Origin of the sequence: Shimia sp. CNT1-13L.2, from assembly GCF_024331145.1 — a bacterium.
Lineage (GTDB): Bacteria > Pseudomonadota > Alphaproteobacteria > Rhodobacterales > Rhodobacteraceae > Shimia.
The window spans coordinates 599,795-620,104 of record NZ_JANDJO010000003.1; the positions used below are offsets into that span (position 1 = coordinate 599,795).

The 20,310-nt window shown below is 60.6% G+C and carries 14 protein-coding genes and 1 pseudogene; 9 read left to right on the plus strand and 6 right to left on the minus strand.

Features of this window, described 5'->3' with window-relative positions:
* Positions 1-36: 36 nt before the first annotated feature.
* The gene (locus tag NNA36_RS09735) at positions 37-1,149 is read right to left on the minus strand and encodes a Ppx/GppA phosphatase family protein (protein ID WP_255106812.1); all 1,113 of its coding nucleotides are present in this window, start codon (positions 1,147-1,149) and stop codon (positions 37-39) included.
* A 247-nt stretch (positions 1,150-1,396) separates the two neighbouring features.
* Here NNA36_RS09735 and NNA36_RS09740 point away from each other — a divergent pair, with 247 nt between their 5' ends.
* The 4 genes from NNA36_RS09740 to NNA36_RS09755 are packed head-to-tail and all read left to right on the plus strand — an operon-like array spanning position 1,397 to position 4,015.
* Positions 1,397-1,693 carry a virulence factor gene (locus tag NNA36_RS09740; RefSeq protein ID WP_255106814.1) on the plus strand — a complete coding sequence of 99 codons (297 nt, stop codon included), beginning with the start codon at positions 1,397-1,399 and terminating at the stop codon, positions 1,691-1,693.
* A 26-nt stretch (positions 1,694-1,719) separates the two neighbouring features.
* Positions 1,720-2,643 (plus strand): methylenetetrahydrofolate reductase, encoded by a 924-nt coding sequence (locus NNA36_RS09745; protein WP_255106816.1) that lies wholly within the window; start codon positions 1,720-1,722, stop codon positions 2,641-2,643.
* Positions 2,644-2,658: 15 nt separating this feature from the next.
* On the plus strand, positions 2,659-3,726 hold the full coding sequence (locus NNA36_RS09750) for a methyltetrahydrofolate cobalamin methyltransferase (protein WP_255106817.1): 1,068 nt from the start codon (positions 2,659-2,661) through the stop codon (positions 3,724-3,726).
* A gap of 46 nt (positions 3,727-3,772) precedes the next feature.
* Complete coding sequence (locus NNA36_RS09755) at positions 3,773-4,015, plus strand: N-(5'-phosphoribosyl)anthranilate isomerase (protein ID WP_255106818.1); 243 nt, start codon at positions 3,773-3,775, stop codon at positions 4,013-4,015.
* A gap of 189 nt (positions 4,016-4,204) precedes the next feature.
* Here NNA36_RS09755 and NNA36_RS09760 read toward each other — a convergent pair whose 3' ends face one another.
* The 5 genes from NNA36_RS09760 to NNA36_RS09785 form a co-directional block, all read right to left on the minus strand.
* Positions 4,205-5,797, minus strand: a complete 1,593-nt coding sequence (locus tag NNA36_RS09760) for an AMP-binding protein (RefSeq protein ID WP_255106819.1) — start codon at positions 5,795-5,797, stop codon at positions 4,205-4,207.
* Between the two features lie 63 nt (positions 5,798-5,860).
* Entirely contained in the window at positions 5,861-6,724 is an 864-nt protein-coding gene (locus NNA36_RS09765) for a YihY/virulence factor BrkB family protein (RefSeq protein WP_255106820.1), read from the minus strand.
* Between the two features lie 178 nt (positions 6,725-6,902).
* Positions 6,903-13,529, minus strand: coding sequence for an Ig-like domain-containing protein (locus NNA36_RS09770; protein WP_303623692.1), 6,627 nt, complete (start codon positions 13,527-13,529; stop codon positions 6,903-6,905).
* 260 nt (positions 13,530-13,789) lie between these two features.
* On the minus strand, positions 13,790-14,770 hold the full coding sequence (locus tag NNA36_RS09780; RefSeq protein WP_255106821.1) for a phosphotransferase: 981 nt from the start codon (positions 14,768-14,770) through the stop codon (positions 13,790-13,792).
* 21 nt (positions 14,771-14,791) lie between these two features.
* The gene (locus NNA36_RS09785; protein WP_255106822.1) at positions 14,792-15,415 is read right to left on the minus strand and encodes a response regulator transcription factor; all 624 of its coding nucleotides are present in this window, start codon (positions 15,413-15,415) and stop codon (positions 14,792-14,794) included.
* A gap of 219 nt (positions 15,416-15,634) precedes the next feature.
* Here NNA36_RS09785 and NNA36_RS09790 point away from each other — a divergent pair, with 219 nt between their 5' ends.
* The 5 genes and pseudogenes from NNA36_RS09790 to glyA form a co-directional block, all read left to right on the plus strand.
* Positions 15,635-16,879, plus strand: a complete 1,245-nt coding sequence (locus NNA36_RS09790) for an aminotransferase class V-fold PLP-dependent enzyme (protein WP_255106823.1) — start codon at positions 15,635-15,637, stop codon at positions 16,877-16,879.
* A gap of 42 nt (positions 16,880-16,921) precedes the next feature.
* A complete protein-coding gene (locus tag NNA36_RS09795; protein WP_255106824.1) occupies positions 16,922-18,121 on the plus strand; it encodes a malate--CoA ligase subunit beta in 1,200 nt (399 codons plus the stop codon).
* Entirely contained in the window at positions 18,118-19,008 is an 891-nt protein-coding gene (gene sucD, locus NNA36_RS09800; protein WP_255106825.1) for a succinate--CoA ligase subunit alpha, read from the plus strand. The genes NNA36_RS09795 and sucD overlap by 4 nt, the downstream gene beginning before the upstream one ends.
* Entirely contained in the window at positions 19,008-19,979 is a 972-nt protein-coding gene (locus tag NNA36_RS09805) for a D-glycerate dehydrogenase (RefSeq protein ID WP_255106845.1), read from the plus strand. Before sucD ends, NNA36_RS09805 begins: the two co-directional genes overlap by 1 nt.
* Before the next feature lie 115 nt (positions 19,980-20,094).
* Positions 20,095-20,310 (plus strand): annotated as a pseudogene (gene glyA, locus NNA36_RS09810) (serine hydroxymethyltransferase); the annotation flags it as partial.

The following is a 20,310-nucleotide window of genomic DNA, read 5'->3' on the forward strand; positions in this document are numbered from 1 at the left end:
TCTTCTAGAAGAATTTCCCCGCGCGTCCAGCCCAATTTAATAAGGCACGTCGTCCAGAACGCCATCCGCGCTCATCTGGGCATAAAGCAACCCCTCGCGCAGCCCTCGATCCGCGACCGACAGACGGTTGGTCGGCCAGCACCGCAACAGCGCCTGCAGGATCGCCGATCCGGACATGATCAGTGCCTGACGGTCCTGCCCGATGCGGGGATCGCGCCGCCGTCCGACGGGGCCAAGATCAAGATACCCACGGATCACCTTGTCGATCTGCTCCGTCGTCATCCGCAACCCGTCCACCTTGGTGCGATCATAGCGCCGCAACCCAAGGTGCGAGGCCGCCACCGTGGTCACCGTGCCGCTGGTACCGATGATCTGGAAGCCTTCGCTCGGCGGCGCATCTTTATAAGGCGCGAACTCCGCAAGGTTCTCTTCAAAGAACCAGCTCATCAGCGCAAAACGCGCCGCATCGTCTTCCACGTCAAAGAACTGGTCCCGCAGCGTCGCCACACCCAAAGGCACGGAAATCCAGTCCACAACCTTTGCCGCCGGAAACGGGCTCTCAAGGTCATGAAATCCCGCATGCAACCGCATGATCGCGCTCGGCCGGTCGCGCGCCGGAACCGAGGTCAGGTCGATCCACACAAGTTCCGTGGACCCGCCGCCGATATCCACCACCAGCAACTGTTCCGTCTTGGTGCTCACCAGCGGCGCACAGGAGATCACCGCTAGCCGCGCTTCTTCCTCGGGCTTGATGATCTCGAGCTGCAACCCGGTCTCGCGCCGCACCTGCCGGATGAAATCCTTGGCATTGCGCGCCCGACGGCACGCCTCGGTCGCCACAAGGCGCATACGCTTGACCCTGTGCCGCTTCAGCTTCTGCTGGCAAATCCGCAGGGCCTGCACCGTCCGGCGCATCGACCCCCGCGACAATCGACCCGTGCTTTCCAGACCGGCCCCCAACTGGACCGATTTCGAAAAACTGTCGACCACGTGGAACTGGTTGCCCTTCGGCTGGGCAATCAGCATGCGGCAACTGTTTGTACCCAGATCCAGCGCGGCATAAAGCTCGCTCGGATCGGGCGGTTTCGGCGCGGGGCTCTCAACCGGTTTCGGGAACGCGCCCGCACCTTTGGGACGCTTGGGCGCCATCTGTCACGCCCTCCATTTCGAGTTACCTTCAACCTAAGTGCTGAATGCAGAACGCGCAATCCCCATCGATACGCGGCGGTGCACCGCCTGCGACTCATCAAGATCATGAAGAGTATGCGTGTGCATACCGCAGGCACAGTCGCTACAAGCCAATTGGTCGCTGAAAGAAGCCGTTCTGTCGAAAACGTACATAAGGCAGGTCGCATCCTGCCCTACCAAGGGTCTACTCAAACCGGAGGAATCAAACATGCCCGACGTCACCATCGTCTACTGGCGTGACATCCCCGCCCAGGTCATCGTGGGCAAGGGTCGCCGTGGTTCAAAGATCCAGCTCACCGAGCGGTTCGAACAGGCCATCGACCGTGCTGCGATGAAAGTGGGCGCAAAGGATGCAGACGCGTACCTGGCCGAGTGGCGCAAGGCTGATCCCTATCCGGTTGAAGGCGAGACCTCGGAAGTGGCCAAGGCCGAAGCCGATCGTCTTGAGGCAGAATATGATCAGGACCGTCTGAAGACCCTGGTCGCGAATGAAGGCTGGGCATGACCCGCGCGTCACTATGGGAGGCCGCCATGGCTTTGTTGAATTTCCGCAAGAAGACGGAAGACGTGAAAACCGTCACCCCCGAAGTTGAAGCCTTTCTGAAAGGCTATTCCATCGAAGTCATGCCGCGCACCGCGGCCAAGGTGGAAGACTTCCGCGCGCTGCTGCCCGAAGGCACCCGCGTCTACATCGCCCACATCGAAGGCACCCCGATCGAGGACATGGTCGCCACCGCCAAACGCCTGAACGAAGAAGGCTACCCGGTGATGCCGCACTTCCCGGCGCGGATCATCAAGGATCAGGCGACGCTGGAAAACTGGATCAACATGTACCAGGGCGAAGCCGACGTGAAACAGGCGCTCCTGCTGGCAGGTGGCGTTGAAAAACCGCACGGCGACTATCACTGCTCGATGCAGCTTCTGGAAACCGGCTTGTTCGACAAGGCGGGCTTCACCAACCTGCACGTGGCCGGCCACCCCGAGCCCAACCTCGACATCGACCCCGATGGCTCGCGCACCAACACCTTCGCCGCTCTGGACTGGAAACAGGCCTTCAACGAGCGCACCGACGCAGACATGGCGCTTGCCACCCAGTTCTGCTTCGAGGCCCAGCCGGTCATCGACTGGTGCAACATGCTCACCGAACGTGGCGTGAACATTCCGGTCCACATCGGCATCGCCGGTCCGGCCAAGCTGCAAACCATGATCAAGTTCGCCATCGCCTGCGGTGTCGGCCCGTCGCTCAAGGTTCTGCAGAAACGCGCCAAGGACGTCTCCAAGCTGCTGCTGCCGCACGAGCCGACCGAAGTCATCGCCGATCTGGCCGCCCACAAGGCCGCCAACCCGGACTTCAACATCGAGAAAGTCCACTTCTTCCCGCTCGGCGGCATCAAGACCAACGCCACCTGGGCGATCGAAAACGGCGGCGCCTCGGCTGCGCCCGCAAAAGCATAAGAACAAGGATCAAACATGACCCGTACCATCATCGAGTCCAAGACCAAGACCACCATCATGGGGTTCGACCAGCCGTTCACCGTTATCGGTGAGCGCATCAACCCCACGGGCCGCAAGATCCTGAACGCCGAACTCGAAGCCGGTGACTTCAGCCGCGTTGAATCCGACGCGCTGGCACAGGTTGCGGCCGGCGCCACCGTGCTCGACATCAACTCGGGCGCCGTCTTCTCCAACAAGATGGCAGAAGACCCGCGCTACGCCGACAACAACTTTGTCGAGCCCGACCTGATGCGCGAACTGGTGAAACGTGTTCAGGCCATCACCGACTGCCCGCTCTGCATCGACTCCTCGGTTCCCGGCGCTCTCGAAGCAGGCCTGGAAGCCGCCGAAGGCCGCCCGCTGCTGAACTCGGTCACCGGCGAAGAAGAGCGTCTCGAAGTGGTTCTGCCGCTGGTCAAGAAATACAACGTTCCGGTTGTGGCCATCTCGAACGACGACACCGGCATCTCGGAAGACCCCGAAGTGCGTTTCGCCGTTGCCAAGAAAATCGTGGAACGCGCTGCCGACTTCGGCATCCCGGCACACGACATCGTGGTTGACCCGCTGGTCATGCCGATCGGCGCCATGGGCACCGCCGGCCTTCAGGTGTTCGAACTGAACCGCCGTCTGCGCAACGAACTGGGTGTGAACACCACCTGTGGTGCCTCGAACATCTCGTTCGGCCTGCCGAACCGTCACGGCATCAACAACGCCTTCCTGCCGATGGCAATGGCCACCGGTATGACCTCGGCGATCATGAACCCCGTTGCCCTGCCCGTCGGCCCCAAGAAGCTGGCCGAGAAAAAGGCAGAAGTCGAAGCCGCGGGCATTGTCCTGCCGGCCGACATGGACGACGAGGCCTTCTGCAAGATGTTCGGCCTCGGCTCGACCAAGCCGCGTGCAGGCAAGGAAATGGAAGCCATCCGCGCAGCCAACTTCCTGACCAACAACGACGCCGGTGGTGCCGAGTGGATCAAGTTCAACAAGGATCCCTCCGAAGCCGCAGCCGGTGGTCGTGGTGGCCGTCGCCGTCGCCGCGCCTGATCCCGCGCTAGGACAGTGTTAACCCAGACGGGGGCAGAGTGGTCAGATGACCGCCCTGCCCCCTTCTTCTTTTCCGCGCCCCACCGGGCGCGACTGGCTTGATCAGCTGTTTCGCGCCAGAAGCGCGCGCACCGGCGGTGTGGTACGGCCTGACATCTCGGATGTGGAACGTGAAATCGGCCTGAACGCGCTTGAGGTCGAAGTCCGCCGCCGTGGCTTTCACATGCTGATCGCGGGTCGTCAGGTGGCCATCCTCTGCGCCCCAAGCCACTTCACCATCATCTGCTAGAAATTCTTCTCGAAGAATTTCCCGCCCCACGTTTTTCTGGAAAAACGTGGGCCCACCTCTTCATATCCCGTTAACCACCGTGCGCGGCCTTAAGGCGGCAGATGCCGTTGCCCGCACCGTCGCAATACCGACGTAATACCGACGTGGCACCGACACCACGTTTTGGCGCATCCAACGCCGTTAACCACGTCACCCGCGCTTCTTGCGGGCCCTGAAATCCAAGGCACCCTCGGTTGGGTTCTGCCCCTCGCCAAACAGGGCATGCTTCTGGATCTTCTGCGTCCCGGTCACCGGAATTTCCTCTACAAACCGGATCCATCCCGGCGCCTTGTAGTAGGCCAAGCGTTTGAAACTCCACTGGAAAAGCTCTTCGGCCAAAGCCTCTCCCGCGCGATCCGAGGTGATGCAGGCCATCACCTCCTCGTCGCGCAAGGCGTCTTCCACCGCGATCACGGCCACCCGATCCACCGCCTCATGCTCCTGCAAACAGGCCTCGATCTCGGCGGCAGCAATATTTTCACCACTGCGTCGTATGATGTTTTTCTTGCGGTCGACAAAGTAGATCATGTCGCCCTCATCCATCATCACCGTATCACCGGTGTGAAACCACCCGCCGCGCCAGGCTTCTTCCGTGGCCTCCGGCAGGTTCAGATAGCCCGAGAACGCCCCTTTGCGGGGTGTCGCCTCGGAATGCCGCAGAACCATCTCGCCGGGCGTGCCGCGCGGGACCTCCTGGTCATTGCCATCCACCACCCGAACCTCAAGCCCCGGACCAGGCCGCCCAATCGCCCGCGTCTCAATCTGGCGCGGTTCCTCATGCGCGGTCAGAAGGCGGCACATCTCGGTCATGCCCCAGGCCTCGACCAGCGGAAATCCGAACCTCTCTTCGAAGGGCCCGTGCAACGTCGGCTCCACCCCCGCCCCAAGACCCAGACGCACCTTGTGGCGATGCTGCCATTCCGTGTCCGGCATGTTCATCAGGGCCGGGATCACAATGCCAAGGTAATGCGCTACCGTCGCCCCCGTCTCGGCCAGGTCACGCCACCAGGCATTGGCGCTGAATCGCTCTGGCACAATCAGGCAGTTGCCCTTATCCATGATGCCAAAAAACGTGAGAATAGCGGCATTTACGTGGAAAAGCGGAAGTGGATTGTAGATCCTGTCCGTACCCTCCTCAAAGGTCATCATACCGCCGCGGCTGGCGTACCACGCCCCCATCTCGATCTCGTAGGCATGGCTCAGCATGCATCCCTTGGGCCGCCCGGTCGTCCCGGAAGTATAGATCAGGCTCGCCTCATCCTCCCGCACCACCTCCCGCGCCTGCGCACCGGAAACCCTGGGCACCTCCGGCAGGTCCGTCTCCATCACACGCAACGGAACGCCGGTGCCACTATCCGCGATGCCGGCCTGCATCAGGTCCTCGAACTCCGGCGCAGCAATCGCCAGAACGGCTGCACTGTCCTGAAGCAGATAAGCCACCTCGTTGGGCCGGTAGTCCGGATTGACCGGCACCCAGCTCACGCCCAACCCGTTCAACGCAAGCTTCAACAGCATCATTTCAGGCCGGTTGCCCAACAACGCCGCCACCCGCAGCCCAGGGCCAAAACCTGCCGCTGCCAGCCGCGCTTGCCAGTCCGAAACCGTCCGATGCGCCTCTGCATAGGTGATTTCATAGCCCTCGGGATAATAGGCGCGCCCCTGCGACGCAGGTACCGCCAGAAACCCGTTTTCGGGATACGCTGTTGATTTTTCGTTGAAATACTGCCCGATTGTCCCGGTCATCTCGATCCTCCCATCACTCCGGCGTCGAGAGTATCAGGCCGCCAGAAAGACAAAAGACGGAAATTACGGGTCTCCCTTGTGCCGTCGCGTCTGTTGGGCAATTTCGCCAAGGCGCGCATTGTATTCTGCGCCAAGAACGAAGACCGCCGCCATGAGATACATGAAAACCAAGGCCGCAATCACACCGGCCAAGCCGGCGTAAGTCACAGAATACGTTGGGAAGTTCCGCACGTAGAACTCGAACCCGCGGGCGATCGCCATCCATAGCACCAGCGTTAAAAGGATGCCCGGCAACAACGCCCGCACCGGCCTGACGACACCCGACAACCACTTGTGACAGGCCACCAACCCAAACAGCGGCACAAAGGTTGTGACCAGCACACCCACCGTCCTGTGCGAGTCGAACGTGAACGGCAGGTCCGGAAGAACCTCCGCCGCATAACGCAGGTAGACCGGGATCAGCACCCCGAACACCCCCGTCGCCGCCACCGCCAGCGCCCCGCCGATGGCAAAGCTCACAGCGATCAGCCGCTGCTTCCAGACCGGCCGCGGATCGCTGTCGTGGTAGGCCTCCGACACCGCAATCCGCATCGCGTCAAACCCATTGGAGGCAAAGAAGATCGTTAGTACGGCCCCCACCGTGATGGTCGAGCCCCCACTGCTTTCCAGAACTGCCCGCACCTCGCTCTCGATCGGGCCGGCAATGGCATCGGGCCAGGCGCCGAACACGGCCGTCAGCACCTCGCCCAGATCAGCCTGCGAACTTGTCAGACCCGTCATCGACACCAGTGCGGCAACAGATAAGGCCAACATACAAAAGGGAAAAATCGCGAGCATCATCGACAAGGCCACATGGCTGGCCCGCACGGTGCCCCCCTTGGTGAGAAACCGTCTCAACGCATCCAGAAACGCCTGCCAGAAAATCATTTTCAAACCCCGCGAAAGCGACCTGACCGACAGGGCCATATCGTACAAGAAAACAACACGCCTAATATCGGGGTCGCGCCGCGCCTTCGCAACCTGCAAAACCTCACCACCCTTGAAGTGCCCGTAAAAAAGGCCACCCGAAGGCAGCCTTTCTTTTAGGAGATAGGTCCAGTGAGGATCAGACGATGAACTCGAAGTTGTCGAGCACGAGGTGCTGTCCGCCACTGTTGATAACAAGTTGGTCAATCACTCCCCAGTCGACATCGAATTCCGTCACCGAGTTTTGGTAGATTGTCCCACTTGTCTGGCCAACCAGAACTCCGTTGTTGTATCCGCTGATCGTTGCACTGGTGGAACTTGTCCAGGCAGAGGTCAACTCAACGGAGAGGAACTCAAAGTCCTGTCCATTCGATTTGGCGATTGTCGCAGGCTTGGCTGCATAGGGTGTATAGGCAACTTGCGTCCCGGCGGTGTTATACCCGCTACTTCCGTAGCTATCTCCATTGAGAGTGTAGAGGTTGTAGCTGGATCCAGAGTCCCAGTTGAAGCCCATGTAGCCGTCAGGCAACTGTCCGCCGTTGTGGTTTTCAAAATCGACAAACAGGTTGGCGACGGCCGCGTCATCCACGCCATTCACGGTGACATCTACGTTTGCAGTCGTGACCCCGCCGTTGCCATCGTCGACATTGAAGACAAAGCTGTCCACAACCGCGTCGCCGGTGTTCAGCGCCTGAACATTGGCCGCACCGTTATTGAGCGCGTATGTCCAGTTGCCGTTCGCATCAACGGTCATCGTGCCATAGGTGCCATTTCCACCACCCTGCACCGCAAAGTTGTGCGTGTCAGTGGTATCCGGATCGCTGACGCCAATTGTACCGTTTGCAATCAAAGTGCCATCTTCGGTCACGGACCCGGAACCACCGGTTGCCGTTGGCGCATCATTGGCCCCGTTGATGGTGATCTCTGCGGTTGCCGAGACTGCCTCGGGTGTCACGTCAAGCGATACCCCATCGAACAACGGCGTGGTGAAGCCACCCGATTGATCAAGGTTGTCAAAGACATAGGTGTGTACCGCGTCACCGCAATCGTCGTCTTCAAACGGAATCTGCACAACCAGATCAAGATCAGAGAAGGACGACTGGAACTGTTTGAACAGCCCGCCGCCACCGATGATCTCGGTCCCGGTATAGCCCTGCAAGACGATATTGGAGGCATCCACGATCGTGGTCACACCATTCAGCACCTGCTTGGCCGACACCGCAGCACCTGTGCTGTTGCCGTCAACCAGAACCGAGCTGCCGTTGGTCACGCCAGCATTGGCCAGGGCCTGCTCATGGGTCAGGACGCTTGCAGTACGCTTCACACGGACCATGCTTCCGGTATCGTTGTCGGCGATAAAGAAGGTGCCCGCATTGTCGAGAACCTCACCACCCAAGCCATCGGCATAGGCGCGATCCTCTTCGATCACGTCATAGGACACCGTTACAACTTCGCTTTCACCTACCGCCAGATCGTTGAAATCGTTCGGGTTGAGGATCAGCTCACCAGTGGACGGGTTGACCACCACAGTGACCGTGCGCCCGACATTGTCGGACACTGCCGTGACGTTGCGCACGGCAAGGTTATCGCCCTCCGCATCCGTCGCATTTGCCAGAAGATCCCCCGACAAGGGCGCATCGTCTTCGCTGGCGCTATCAAGGACAGGGCCCGAGATCACCGGCAGGTCGTTGATCCCTTCCACAACCAAAGTGGCCGTGTTCTGGATCGTCGCGCCCTGATCATCCACGATGTCATAGGTGATCGTGACCGTGGCTTCCTCATCGCAAGCAAGGTGGTTGAAGGCACTTGGATCAATCGTGATTTCCCCGGTTTCGGTATCCACCACGGGGGTCACCGTGGTGCCATCCGACGCCGTGGCCACGACATTGGCGACATCAAGGTCCGAGTTGTCATCCACGTCGTTTGCCGTCGCCAGAAGATCGAACACGAAGGGCGCTGCATCTTCATTGGTGCTGCCTGCGTCAATCGCGCTTGCGGTCGGCGCCTCGTTCAGACCTTCCACCGTGATGGTCACGGTCTGCGTATCCGTGCCGCCATTGCCATCGTTCACCGTCACGTCGTACTCGATCGTCAGGCTTTGGCCGACGCCAAGGTAGTCGAACAGCGACGGATCGTTGGCAAAGCTCCAGTCCACGCTCCCCGGCGCACTCAGCGCATCCGACGTCACGCCCAGACCCAGCAGCCCCGCGACAGAGGCCGCCGTAAGCGTTCCGGTCGTGCCGGATATCCGCGTGTCGGTCACGCTGGCAGTATGCACATCGCTGACATCCACATCGTTGAAATTCAGCGTACCATCTGCCGTGCGCTGCTGGACCTGCAAGTCATAGCTGAGGCTTACATAGTTCGACGTCTCGCCGGTCTGGTCATTGGCCAGGATCAGATCGAGGCCCAACGACGGATCAAGGTGATCCGAGGCATCGCCCGAAATGTTGTAGGTCTGCGTCCCGCCATCCGACACCAGCGTGATCACGTCATTGGCCAGATCAAGGCGGATTTCCACCTCGAAACTTGCCAGCTCGGGAACGCCGCTCAGCAAGGTGCGATCATTGGTCGGGTTCTCGGGGAAGGCCACGCCAAGCTCTCCTCCCGCCAGAATGGCGTCGCTGAACAACGCACCACCTGTGCCGTCGGTCGAGAACATGGACATGTGGTTGACACCGTCCGAGACTCCGAACAGCACGTCCTGGTCTCCGCTGGTGCGCAGCACCTCACCGTTGATGGTGATGACAACGATATCGTCGCTTTCCAACGCGCCGGCTTCGACAAGGTCAATGGTGGTATGCGGCGTGCGCAACTGGCCCGTTTGCGTGACCTGATGCACCTGCGTGCCGCCAATGGTGGTCAGGCTGCCAACCGACACCCCACCGCCATCATAAGCCGCCGACAGCGCCGCTGCGTCCAGGTTGTCCGACACGTTCAGCGCCCCGGAATCCAGCCCGGCGCGAACCGTGGCCCCGGTGCTGCCACCCGTGAACTCAGGCGCATCATTGGTGCCCGTTACAGTGACCGTCACGTCGTTGACCGCCGACGCACCATGCGCATCCGTCGCGGTAACCTGAACCACCACGTCACGCGTCTCACCAACCGCAAGGTCCTGGAAATCACTGCCGGGATCGAAAGTCAGGGTTGTCCCCGTGATCGAGGCCGAACCTTCTGACGGAGTGCCGGTCACCGTATAGGTCAGGGTCGACCCATCGTCGTCGCTGTCGACGTCATCGCCAAGTGGGGCAAGCGCCACGTCGACGGTCGGGCCGTCCTCGACAGCATTGCCAACGCCTGCCGCCAAGGTCGGCGCGTCATTGGTGCCGGTCACGGTGACCGTGACGTTGTTGACCGCCGTCGCGCCATGCGCATCCGTCGCGGTAACCTGAACCACCACGTCCCGTGTCTCGCCAACCGCAAGATCCTGAAAATCGCTGCCGGGATCGAAGGTCAGGGTTGTGCCCGTGATCGACGCCGAGCCTTCCGACGGAGTGCCGGTGACCGAGTAGGTCAGGGTCGCCCCATCGTCGTCGCTGTCGACATCATCGCCAAGCGGTGCAAGTGCCACGTCGACGGTCGGGCCGTCCTCGGTGGCATTGCCAACACCCGCCGCCAAGGTCGGCGCGTCATTGGTGCCGGTCACGGTGACCGTGACGTTGTTGACCGCCGTCGCACCATGCGCATCCGTCGCGGTGACCTGAACGACCACGTCGCGTGTCTCGCCAACCGCAAGATCCTGGAAATCGCTGCCGGGATCGAAGGTCAGGGTTGTGCCCGTGATCGAGGCCGAGCCTTCCGACGGAGTGCCGGTGATGCTGTAGGTCAGGGTTGTGCCGTCATTGTCGCTGTCCACATCATCACCCAGCACCGACAGATCGACATCAACGCTCGGACCATCCTCAACCGCGTTTCCCAGACCCGCCATGAGTGTCGGCGCGTCGTTCTTGCCGGTCACGGTGATCGTCGCGGTTTCGGTGTCTGTCCCGCCGTTGCCGTCATCCACCGTGTAGGTGAAGGTGTCGGTGGTCGTCTCACCCTCGGCCAACCCTTCGAACTGGCCATTGGCGTCATAGGTGAAGGTGCCGTCGCCATTGTTGGTCACGCTGCCAAGGGTGCCCGTGTCGTCCACGCTGAAAGTATGCGTGTCCGTGACATCCACATCGCTGAAGTCCGCCGCGACTGTCACCACGTCCGCCGGATCGGTCACCGTCGCGCTGAAGGAAACCGCGCCCACAAGCAGGTCGTCGGTAGAGTTCACCTCATAATCGATGTCATTGGCTTCAAACGACAATTCGATTGTCCGACCATCCGACAGCGTAAACGGCGCAAGGCTCACGGCGATCTGGTCCACGGCCTTGTTGTTGTCCTCGAAGTAGATCACCTCGGACAGGGTTGGCGTGTAGGGTTGCAGAATGCCGCCACCGCTGGTGTCGGTGACCGAATATTCGGAGGCATCCATCAGGCTTTCGACACCATCGTCGAACAGGGCCGTAGCCGCCCCCCAGCCCGAGTTGTTCGGGTTGAGTGTCAGGATCACGCCGTTGCCCGCCGAGAGATAGGTCGCGGCCACCTGCGCAAAGGTGTTGTTGGCCCCGCCGTCACGCGGCACGGTTACCGCCGTGCCGGTGTCGAAGTCAAAGATATAGTAGCGCCCGATATTCTGGATCGCCGTGCCCGGTGCAATGCCGTCTGACAATTGCGTCTCGACCGGGTTCTCGCAGACGTCCCCGGCAATGGCCTGCGCCACGGGCGCGTCATTGGTTCCGGTCACGGTGATCGTCACGTCGTTGACCGCCGTCGCACCATGCGCATCCGTCGCGGTGACCTGAACCACCACGTCCCGTGTCTCGCCAACCGCAAGATCCTGGAAATCACTGCCGGGATCGAAAGTCAGGGTTGTGCCCGTGATCGAGGCCGAACCTTCCGACGGAGTGCCGGTGATGCTGTAGGTCAGGGTCGACCCATTGTCGTCGCTGTCGACATCATCGCCAAGCGGTGCAAGTGCCACGTCGACCGTCGGCCCATCCTCAACAGCATTGCCAACACCCGCCGCCAAGGTCGGCGCGTCATTGGTGCCAGTCACGGTGATGGTCACGTTGTTGACCGCCGTCGCACCGTGGGCATCCGTGGCCGTGACCTCGATCACAACGTCCTGCGTTTCACCTAGCGCAAGGCCTTGGAAATCCGCGCCCGGATCAAAGGTCAGTGTGGTCCCGGTGATCGAGGCAGTGCCCTCACCCGCACCCGGCGCGCCGGTGATGCTGTAGGTCAGGGTCGACCCATTGTCGTCGCTGTCCACATCATCGCCAAGCGGTGCAAGTGCCACGTCGACGGTCGGCCCGTCCTCGACAGCATTGCCAACACCCGCCGCCAAGGTCGGCGCGTCGTTGTTACCGGTCACGGTAATTGTGACAGTCGCCTGATCGGTGTCACCATTGGCGTCTTCGACCTCGTAAACAAAGGTCACATCGCGGGTTTCCCCTTCTGCGAGATCTTCGAAATCGCCATTGGGATCAAAGGAGAAGCTCCCGTCAGGTGCGCCCGGCGTCCCCTCGTTGAAGGTCAGAACCCCCTCGGCGGTGGTCGAAATCAGGCGCACCGCATAGACAAGGTCCGGAACGTTGTCATTGTCGAGAACCGAACCTGCAAAAACGGTGTTGCCGTCATCCTCTTGCACGCCCATTGAATCGTTGATCGCATCCGCCGGGTCATCCGCGGGGTCAAGTTCAACGCCATCCACGAAGACACGCAGGTTCTCGAATTCCCGGGCGCTCAGATCAAAGGCCGTAAACTGGAAGACATTCGAATTCGCTTCACCCGAGACCGGATCGGTGTTGGCCTGGATAAAGGCAAGGTAATTTGCAATATCCGCTTGGACATCCGGCTGGAACCATTCGGCCAGCGTAAAATTCAGCGTCAGCGTGTCGATGCCGTGACCGCCACGGTAGTCGTCTGTAGCACCCGCGTTTTCGGACATGGTGTAAACAGCTTCATCGTCGCCTCCACCGGCAAGAACGATGTCATTGCCTGCGCCACCATCAAGGTAGTCATTGAAACCTGCGGCCTGACCGCTGCCAGATCCGCTTCCACAGAAACCTCCGGACCCGCTTCCCGATCCGCTGCCGCTGCCGCGACCACGTTTGCCACGCCCGCCGCCAGAACCACTGCCACCGCCGCGCAGCCAATTCCCGAGACCCGAGCCAGACCCATTGCCATCCCCAACCAGGATGTCATCGCCTTCTCCGCCAAGAACCGTATCTTCACCGCGACCACCAATCAGGAAATCATTGCCGGCACCACCATCAAGGTAATCGTTGAACGTGCCAAAGGCACCGCTTCCAGAACCGCTTGCCGAGCCCGATCCATCCCCGATCAGGATATCGTTGCCAAGGCCCCCAAGTAGCGTGTCATTACCCTCTCCGCCGTCGAGCCTGTCGTTGCCCTCGCCGCCATCCAGCAGATCGTTTCCGGATTTGCCTTTCAGTCGATCGTGGCCAAGACCGCCATAGACGCTGTCGTTGCCCTTGCCGCCATCGAGATCATCACAGCCCTCGCCGCCATCAAGAACGTCATCGCCCTTGTCGCCTCTCAGCTTGTCGTTGCCGGTGCCGCCCAGAATGCTGTCATTGCCATCACCGCCGTAAATCTTGTCGTCGCCGCCCTGACCATCCAGCGTATCATCGCCGTCCCGTCCGTAGATTTTGTCTTTACGAGAAGTACCGGAAAAAACGTCACTACCATTGGAACCACGAAATCTGGCCATAAAACTATCCCCCCAAGGAAAGGCGGCATTCGCCGCAAAAAAGACATATTTTTTTACATATTTGGAATTCCGAAGGCGTTCTGTGTCAAGAAAATTACCCTAACGTAAACCCGCGAACCTCACAGGGAAGTGAACTTTTTTAATGAATACAGACGGTTAAGAGTGAAAAATATTTTTACCGATTGGTCCGCGGAAAACTTGAAGGGAAACAATCGTTTCCATCCACTCACAAAGTGCTTTCGACGCGAACAATGAGTCGCTCACAGTTGCGACGCGAAGGCGTGAACTCCTCTTAGAAACGGAACCAGCGCCGCAAGATCATCGTAGTTTCCGGCCCAGACCGAAGCCCGTTTCGCAACTCGCGTGACATGTGCAAGGCTGACACCAATCCGGTCGTTCTGAAGGGCCTCCTGCACCGACCACCAGGGCCCATCGCCCTTGCGATCAAGGATCAGAGAGAGCCTGATCACGCTGTGCATGACCGCCTTGTAATGGAACCGCTGTGCCAGATCAGACCCTGTCTCCCGTTCGAGGTCTTGTAGAAGAGTCTCTTCTGCCACCGCGCTGATCGGGCACCATTCATCCGCCAGCAACCAGACAAGATCATCTTCCACCGAACCGACACCGCAATGCTCCCAATCGAACCAGACGACGCCGCCCTTGTCGGTCACCAGGGCATTCCCCGGCCGGGCATCCCATTTGACGAATCCCCTGTAGCGAGGGCGGATGATCTCGGCCACGGCCTGCGGGTCGTAGCCTTCTAGGGCGACATTCGTCATCTCGGCCAGACGCAGCGGTACGTTGGCCATGTCTTCCGCCCACCCGCTGCGTATCCCGATGTCCGGCGCCATGTCTTCCAGACCGGTATCCCGCGCCTGCCGACGCAACCGAAACAAGGACTGCGCCGCCTCGATCAACATACGGTCACGTCCGGTACGATCCGCCAGTTCTAGAGCTTCGGAAAGCCGCTGTCCGTCAATGGCCTGCTGAACAACAACATCGCCCTTGCTGTACAACAGGTTTGGAACCGCCCCCGTATCCGACAGCCGCAACAGGACTTCGCGTTCCAACTGGGCCCGCCCCATACTGCTGCGTCTGGAAACCGCGAAAGACCCGCTTTCGAAATGCACAAATGCCGTCTTGCGCCCCTCACCTCCGGGAAAAGACACCGCATCGGGCGACCGCTGCCAGACCTGCTGGCAAATCGCTTCGATGTACTCGGCTGTCAACTTCTCTGCCATGAGTATCCGATTGCCCTTCGCCTACTTGTTATTCGCCGAATAGTAATAGGCAATTGCCTGAGACCGGTTCTTCACCGACAGTTTCTCATAGATGTTCGACAGATGGAACTTCACCGTGTTCGTTGAAATCTCGAGGTTTTTCGACAATTCCTTATTTGACATACCCTTCGCCAGCGCTTCGAGGATAGCACGTTCCTTGCGTGACAGGGTATGGATCGGGTCCTGCTGCATCTGCCGTACGTCAATGAATGGAAAGACCATCTTGCCAGAGGCAACTTCGGCGCAGGTTTCCAGAAGTCCACTAACGTCCCCCGAACGTGCTGCGAAACCGGCCGCCCCGGCCTGCATCGCAAGGCGGGGATGGTCGCCCGTGTCGTCGCCATAGACCACGATGCGCGGCGCGTTCTCATGTTCCCGCAGAACTTCGATAAGCTTTGCAGCCCCAAGGACCGGCAGGTTCCAGTTGATCACCCCAACCTTGACCGGCACCCGCATGACCGTTCCCAGAAACCCTTCTGCGGTCGCTGACGTTGCAACCAGAGAGAATCGGGGGTCCCGTTCAAAAATCTCTGACATGGCCGACAACACCAGCGAATTGCTGTTGGCGAGCATGATGTCGATCGGCGCCTCTTTTTGGCCAAGCATATGAATTCACGTCCCTTTTCGAAATAAACTACCCATTTGGGTGGGGTCAATTCCGGTATACTTCGGTATTCTTACACCTTTGGGTAGGTATTTACCCACCCAATTAGATACCCAAAAGCAGTAGTTCCTTACGTTGCGGGATGCAACAAGGTTCGATTTTCTCTTCCTCAACACATGATACCACGGCCTGCGGGCCACTACTGGCGAGGAAGCCCCGAGATGAGTTTTGATATCTTCCCCCCTCTCGAAATCCCCGAAACCCTTGCTGCGGGTCCGGGCCCCGGCAATACAGACGCCCGCGTATTGCAGGCTTTCGCCCGCGCTGGCGTTGCCGATCACATGCAGGGTGACGTGCTGCGTGGCATGATCGAATGCAAGCAGATGCTACGCGAAATCTGGGGCACCAGGAACACATACACCTTTGCCGTAGCTGGCACCGGCTGGAGCGCGCTCGACACCATGTTCGCCGCCGTCATGCCCGGTGACAAGGTTGTCGCCTTCAACAATGGCACCTTCTCGGGCATCGATACGCTCACCCTGCGCATCAAGGCGGCGACCTCTGCAGAACACGCCGCCAACCCGCAGGACCCGCAGGCCGCCAGCGTTGTCGTGATCGACGTGCCGCACGGCACCTCCGTGACCGAGGAAATGGTCGAAGCGGCATTGACGGAACATAAACCCAAGTGGGCCTTCATGGCGCACTGGGAAACCGGTTCCGGCCGTATCAACGACCTGCGCGGCTTCTCGGACGCCTGCGAACGCCACGGTGCCATGGGTTTGATCGATGCGGTGTCTTCGCTCGGCGTCGAAGATTTCTCGATCGACGAATTCCCCGGCATCGCGGGCTGGGCCTCCTGCCCCCAGAAGGGTCTCTGCTGCCTGCCCCTCACCTATGCTCCGGTGAGCTTTACCGACAGCTACATCGACAGCCTGAAGACCAGCGGCGCCTACACCTATGTTCACAACCCGCTGTTCGAAGCCCGTCACTGGGGCATCGTCGAGGGTCAGGACGTCGAAAAAGGCACCTACCACCGCACCCATTCGGGCTATGCCGTGGCAGCCTTTCATGAATCGCTGCGCCTGACGCTGCAAGAAGGGCTTGCCGCCCGCGCCGCCGCTTATCGCAAGCACGAAGCCGCCCTGCGCGACGCCGTCGCCGCCATGGGCTGTGACGTCACTTCGAACATGACCAGTCTTGTTGTTCTCAACCTGCCGGGCGACCTCGCCGGCCGTGAAATGGAACTGGTACAGAACTGCCGCGCCGCCGGCTTTGGCATCTGGCCCACCCTGTCCCAGCCCGTACAGGTGCGCATCGGCATTCTGAACCAGCTGACCGAAGCCGCCATTCGCGACATCGTTGCCCGCTTTGCAGACGCCATGCGCGACATGGGCGCCACGCTCGACCAGCCGCTGATCGAGGCCACCCTCGACAAACACTACGCCGAGGCCATCGCCGCACAATAATCACCATCGTCCAGGCATTAGCCGCTCAACAGGGAGGAGCAAATGGACATCCACGAATATCAAGCCAAGGAAATTCTCGCGAATTTCGGCGTCGACGTGCCCAAGGGCGCGCTCGCATACAGCCCCGAACAGGCGGCCTATCGCGCGCGTGAACTTGGTGGCGACAAATGGATCGTCAAGGCACAGGTCCATGCAGGCGGTCGCGGCAAGGCTGGCGGCGTCAAGCTCTGCGACAGCGAGAACGAGATCTACGACGCCTGTGACGACATGTTCGGCCGCAAGCTGGTCACCCACCAGACCGGACCGGAAGGCAAAGGCATCTACCGCGTCTACGTGGAATCCGCCGTCCAGATCGACCGCGAAATCTATCTCGGTTTCGTTCTCGACCGCTCCTCGCAACGCGTCATGATCGTGGCCTCTTCCGAAGGCGGCATGGAAATCGAGGAAATCTCGGCCGAACGTCCCGACAGCATCGTGCGCTCCACCGTGGAACCCGCGGTTGGCCTGCAAGAGTTCCAGGCCCGCGAGATCGCCTTCAAACTTGGTCTTGAACCGTCTCTGACCCAGCACATGGTCCGCACCCTGCAGGGCTGCTATCAGGCGTTCCGCGACCTCGACGCCACCATGGTCGAGATCAACCCCCTCGTCATCACCGGCGACAACCGCGTTCTCGCGCTGGATGCCAAGATGAGCTTTGACGACAACGCCCTGTTCCGTCACCCGCAGATCGCAGAACTGCGCGACAAGAGCCAGGAAGACCCGCGCGAAAGCCGTGCAGCTGATCGCGGCCTCTCTTATGTCGGTCTTGATGGCAACATCGGCTGTATCGTGAACGGCGCAGGCCTCGCGATGGCGACGATGGACACCATCAAGCTCGCCGGTGGCGAGCCAGCCAACTTCCTCGACATCGGCGGCGGCGCCTCACCGGAACGCGTGACCAAGGCTTTCCGTCTGGTCCTCTCCGACACCAACGTGCAGGCGATCCTGGTCAACATTTTCGCGGGCATCAACCGCTGCGACTGGGTGGCCGAAGGCGTCGTTCAGGCGCTCAGGGAACTGGACATCGACCTTCCCGTTGTTGTGCGCCTTGCCGGCACCAACGTCGAGGAAGGCCAGAAAATCCTTGCCCAGTCGGGCCTACCGATCATCCGCGCCACTACGCTGATGGAAGCCGCCGAACGCGCCGTGGGCGCATGGCAAAACGACCTTACCCAAGGCACCAAGATGAGGGCCGTACAATGAGCATTCTGCTGGATCGCAACTCTCGCGTCATCGTTCAGGGCATCACCGGCCGCATGGCACGCTTCCACACCAAGGACATGCTGGAATACGGCACAAACGTCGTCGGCGGCGTGGTCCCGGGCAAAGGCGGTGAAACCGTCGAAGGCGTGCCGGTGTTCAACACCGTCAAGGAAGCCGTCGACGCAACCGGCGCAGACGCCTCGCTGGTCTTCGTGCCGCCGCCGTTCGCGGCCGACTCGATCATGGAAGCCGCCGACGGTGGCATCCGCTACTGTGTCTGCATCACCGACGGCATTCCGGCGCAGGACATGATCCGCGTCAAGCGCTACATGTACCGCTACCCCAAGGACAAGCGCATGGTGCTGACCGGCCCCAACTGTGCGGGCACGATCTCGCCAGGCAAAGCGCTTCTGGGCATCATGCCCGGTCACATCTACCTGCCCGGCAATGTCGGCATCATCGGTCGCTCCGGCACCCTCGGCTACGAGGCCGCGGCCCAGCTCAAAGAGCGTGGCATCGGTGTCTCGACCAGCGTCGGCATCGGCGGTGACCCGATCAACGGCTCGTCGTTCAAGGACATCCTCGAGCGGTTCGAACAGGACGAGGATACCCACGTGATCGCCATGATCGGCGAGATCGGCGGCCCGCAAGAGGCGGAAGCTGCGGACTACATCCGCAACAACATCTCGAAACCCGTGATCGCCTACGTTGCCGGTCTGACTGCTCCGAAAGGCCGCACGATGGGCCACGCGGGCGCGATCATTTCGGCTTTCGGGGAATCTGCGTCGGAAAAGGTAGAAATCCTATCGGCGGCTGGCGTTACCGTCGCTGAAAACCCGGCGGTGATCGGAGAGACCATCGCCCGTGTCATGGGAAAGGCAGCGTGATGATCAAACCTTCGGTCTTTGTCACCCGTCGTTGGCCCGCCGCCGTCGAGGCGAAACTGGCCGAGGACTACAATGTTGTACTCAACACAGGCGACAAACCCTTGTCGCCTGCCGAGATCCGCGAGTCGATCAAGACATACGACGCGGTTCTGCCGACGGTCACCGACACCCTCAACGCCGAAGCGCTGGACGTGCCCAAGGCACAGGCGCGGATCCTCGGCAACTACGGTGTCGGCTACAGCCACATCTGCGAGTCGTCTGCCCGCACCCTTGGCCTGACCGTCACCAACACGCCCGACGTCCTGTCCGAGTGTACTGCCGATATCGCCATGACGCTCTTGCTGATGGTGGCGCGTCGCGCCGGTGAAGGCGAACGCGAGGTCCGCGCCGGCCAGTGGACCGGCTGGCGGCCGACACACCTGATCGGAACCAAGGTCAGCGGCAAGACGCTCGGCATCATCGGCTATGGTCGTATCGGTCAGGAAATGGCCCGCCGTGCCCATCATGGCTTCGGCATGGACATCCTGGTCTACAACCGCAGCCAGGTCGCCCCCGAGGTTCTGGCCCAGTGCAACGCCACCCAGGTTGCCTCGGTCGATGACCTCCTGCCACAGTGCGATTTCGTCTCGCTGCACTGCCCCGGTGGCGCCGCGAACCGTCACCTGATCAACGCCCGTCGTCTCGATCTGATGAAACAGGATGCCTTCCTCATCAACACCGCACGCGGCGAGGTGGTGGATGACAAGGCCCTTGCCCAGGCGCTGATGTTCGACATGATCGGCGGCGCCGGCCTTGACGTCTTTGACGGAGAACCGCGCATCAATCCGGACCTGATGCAATGCGACAACGTCGTGATGCTGCCCCACCTCGGCAGCGCCACGCGCGAGGCACGCGAAGCGATGGGCTTCCGCGTCCTCGACAATCTCAGTGACTTTTTCGAAGGGCGAACACCCCGCGATCAAGTCATCTGAAACCGTTGCCCGTGCAGACCTCTCCCATCTCACACCATCCAACTTGCACGGGCAACGGACCAAATTCCTGAAAATGTCACCGGCCTGAATGGCCATCCGAAGCGGAGCTCTGATCATGAACGCCCACCACCGTCCCGATGGTTTCTTCACCGAATCCCTGGCCACCCGTGACCCCGAGCTGTTTGGAGCGATCACCGATGAGCTGGGTCGCCAGCGCGACGAGATCGAGCTGATCGCCTCGGAAAACATCGTGTCCGCCGCGGTGATGGAAGCGCAGGGCTCGGTTCTGACCAACAAATACGCCGAAGGCTACCCGGGCCGTCGCTACTAT

What these genes read in the sequence shown, in the direction of transcription:
- NNA36_RS09735 (WP_255106812.1), bottom strand. Translation starts at nt 1,149, where the DNA reads ATGGCGCCCAAGCGTCCCAAAGGTGCGGGCGCGTTCCCGAAACCGGTT.
- NNA36_RS09740 (WP_255106814.1), top strand. Translation starts at nt 1,397, where the DNA reads ATGCCCGACGTCACCATCGTCTACTGGCGTGACATCCCCGCCCAGGTC.
- NNA36_RS09745 (WP_255106816.1), top strand. Translation starts at nt 1,720, where the DNA reads ATGGCTTTGTTGAATTTCCGCAAGAAGACGGAAGACGTGAAAACCGTC.
- NNA36_RS09750 (WP_255106817.1), top strand. Translation starts at nt 2,659, where the DNA reads ATGACCCGTACCATCATCGAGTCCAAGACCAAGACCACCATCATGGGG.
- NNA36_RS09755 (WP_255106818.1), top strand. Translation starts at nt 3,773, where the DNA reads ATGACCGCCCTGCCCCCTTCTTCTTTTCCGCGCCCCACCGGGCGCGAC.
- NNA36_RS09760 (WP_255106819.1), bottom strand. Translation starts at nt 5,797, where the DNA reads ATGACCGGGACAATCGGGCAGTATTTCAACGAAAAATCAACAGCGTAT.
- NNA36_RS09765 (WP_255106820.1), bottom strand. Translation starts at nt 6,724, where the DNA reads ATGATTTTCTGGCAGGCGTTTCTGGATGCGTTGAGACGGTTTCTCACC.
- NNA36_RS09770 (WP_303623692.1), bottom strand. Translation starts at nt 13,529, where the DNA reads ATGGCCAGATTTCGTGGTTCCAATGGTAGTGACGTTTTTTCCGGTACT.
- NNA36_RS09780 (WP_255106821.1), bottom strand. Translation starts at nt 14,770, where the DNA reads ATGGCAGAGAAGTTGACAGCCGAGTACATCGAAGCGATTTGCCAGCAG.
- NNA36_RS09785 (WP_255106822.1), bottom strand. Translation starts at nt 15,415, where the DNA reads ATGCTTGGCCAAAAAGAGGCGCCGATCGACATCATGCTCGCCAACAGC.
- NNA36_RS09790 (WP_255106823.1), top strand. Translation starts at nt 15,635, where the DNA reads ATGAGTTTTGATATCTTCCCCCCTCTCGAAATCCCCGAAACCCTTGCT.
- NNA36_RS09795 (WP_255106824.1), top strand. Translation starts at nt 16,922, where the DNA reads ATGGACATCCACGAATATCAAGCCAAGGAAATTCTCGCGAATTTCGGC.
- sucD (WP_255106825.1), top strand. Translation starts at nt 18,118, where the DNA reads ATGAGCATTCTGCTGGATCGCAACTCTCGCGTCATCGTTCAGGGCATC.
- NNA36_RS09805 (WP_255106845.1), top strand. Translation starts at nt 19,008, where the DNA reads ATGATCAAACCTTCGGTCTTTGTCACCCGTCGTTGGCCCGCCGCCGTC.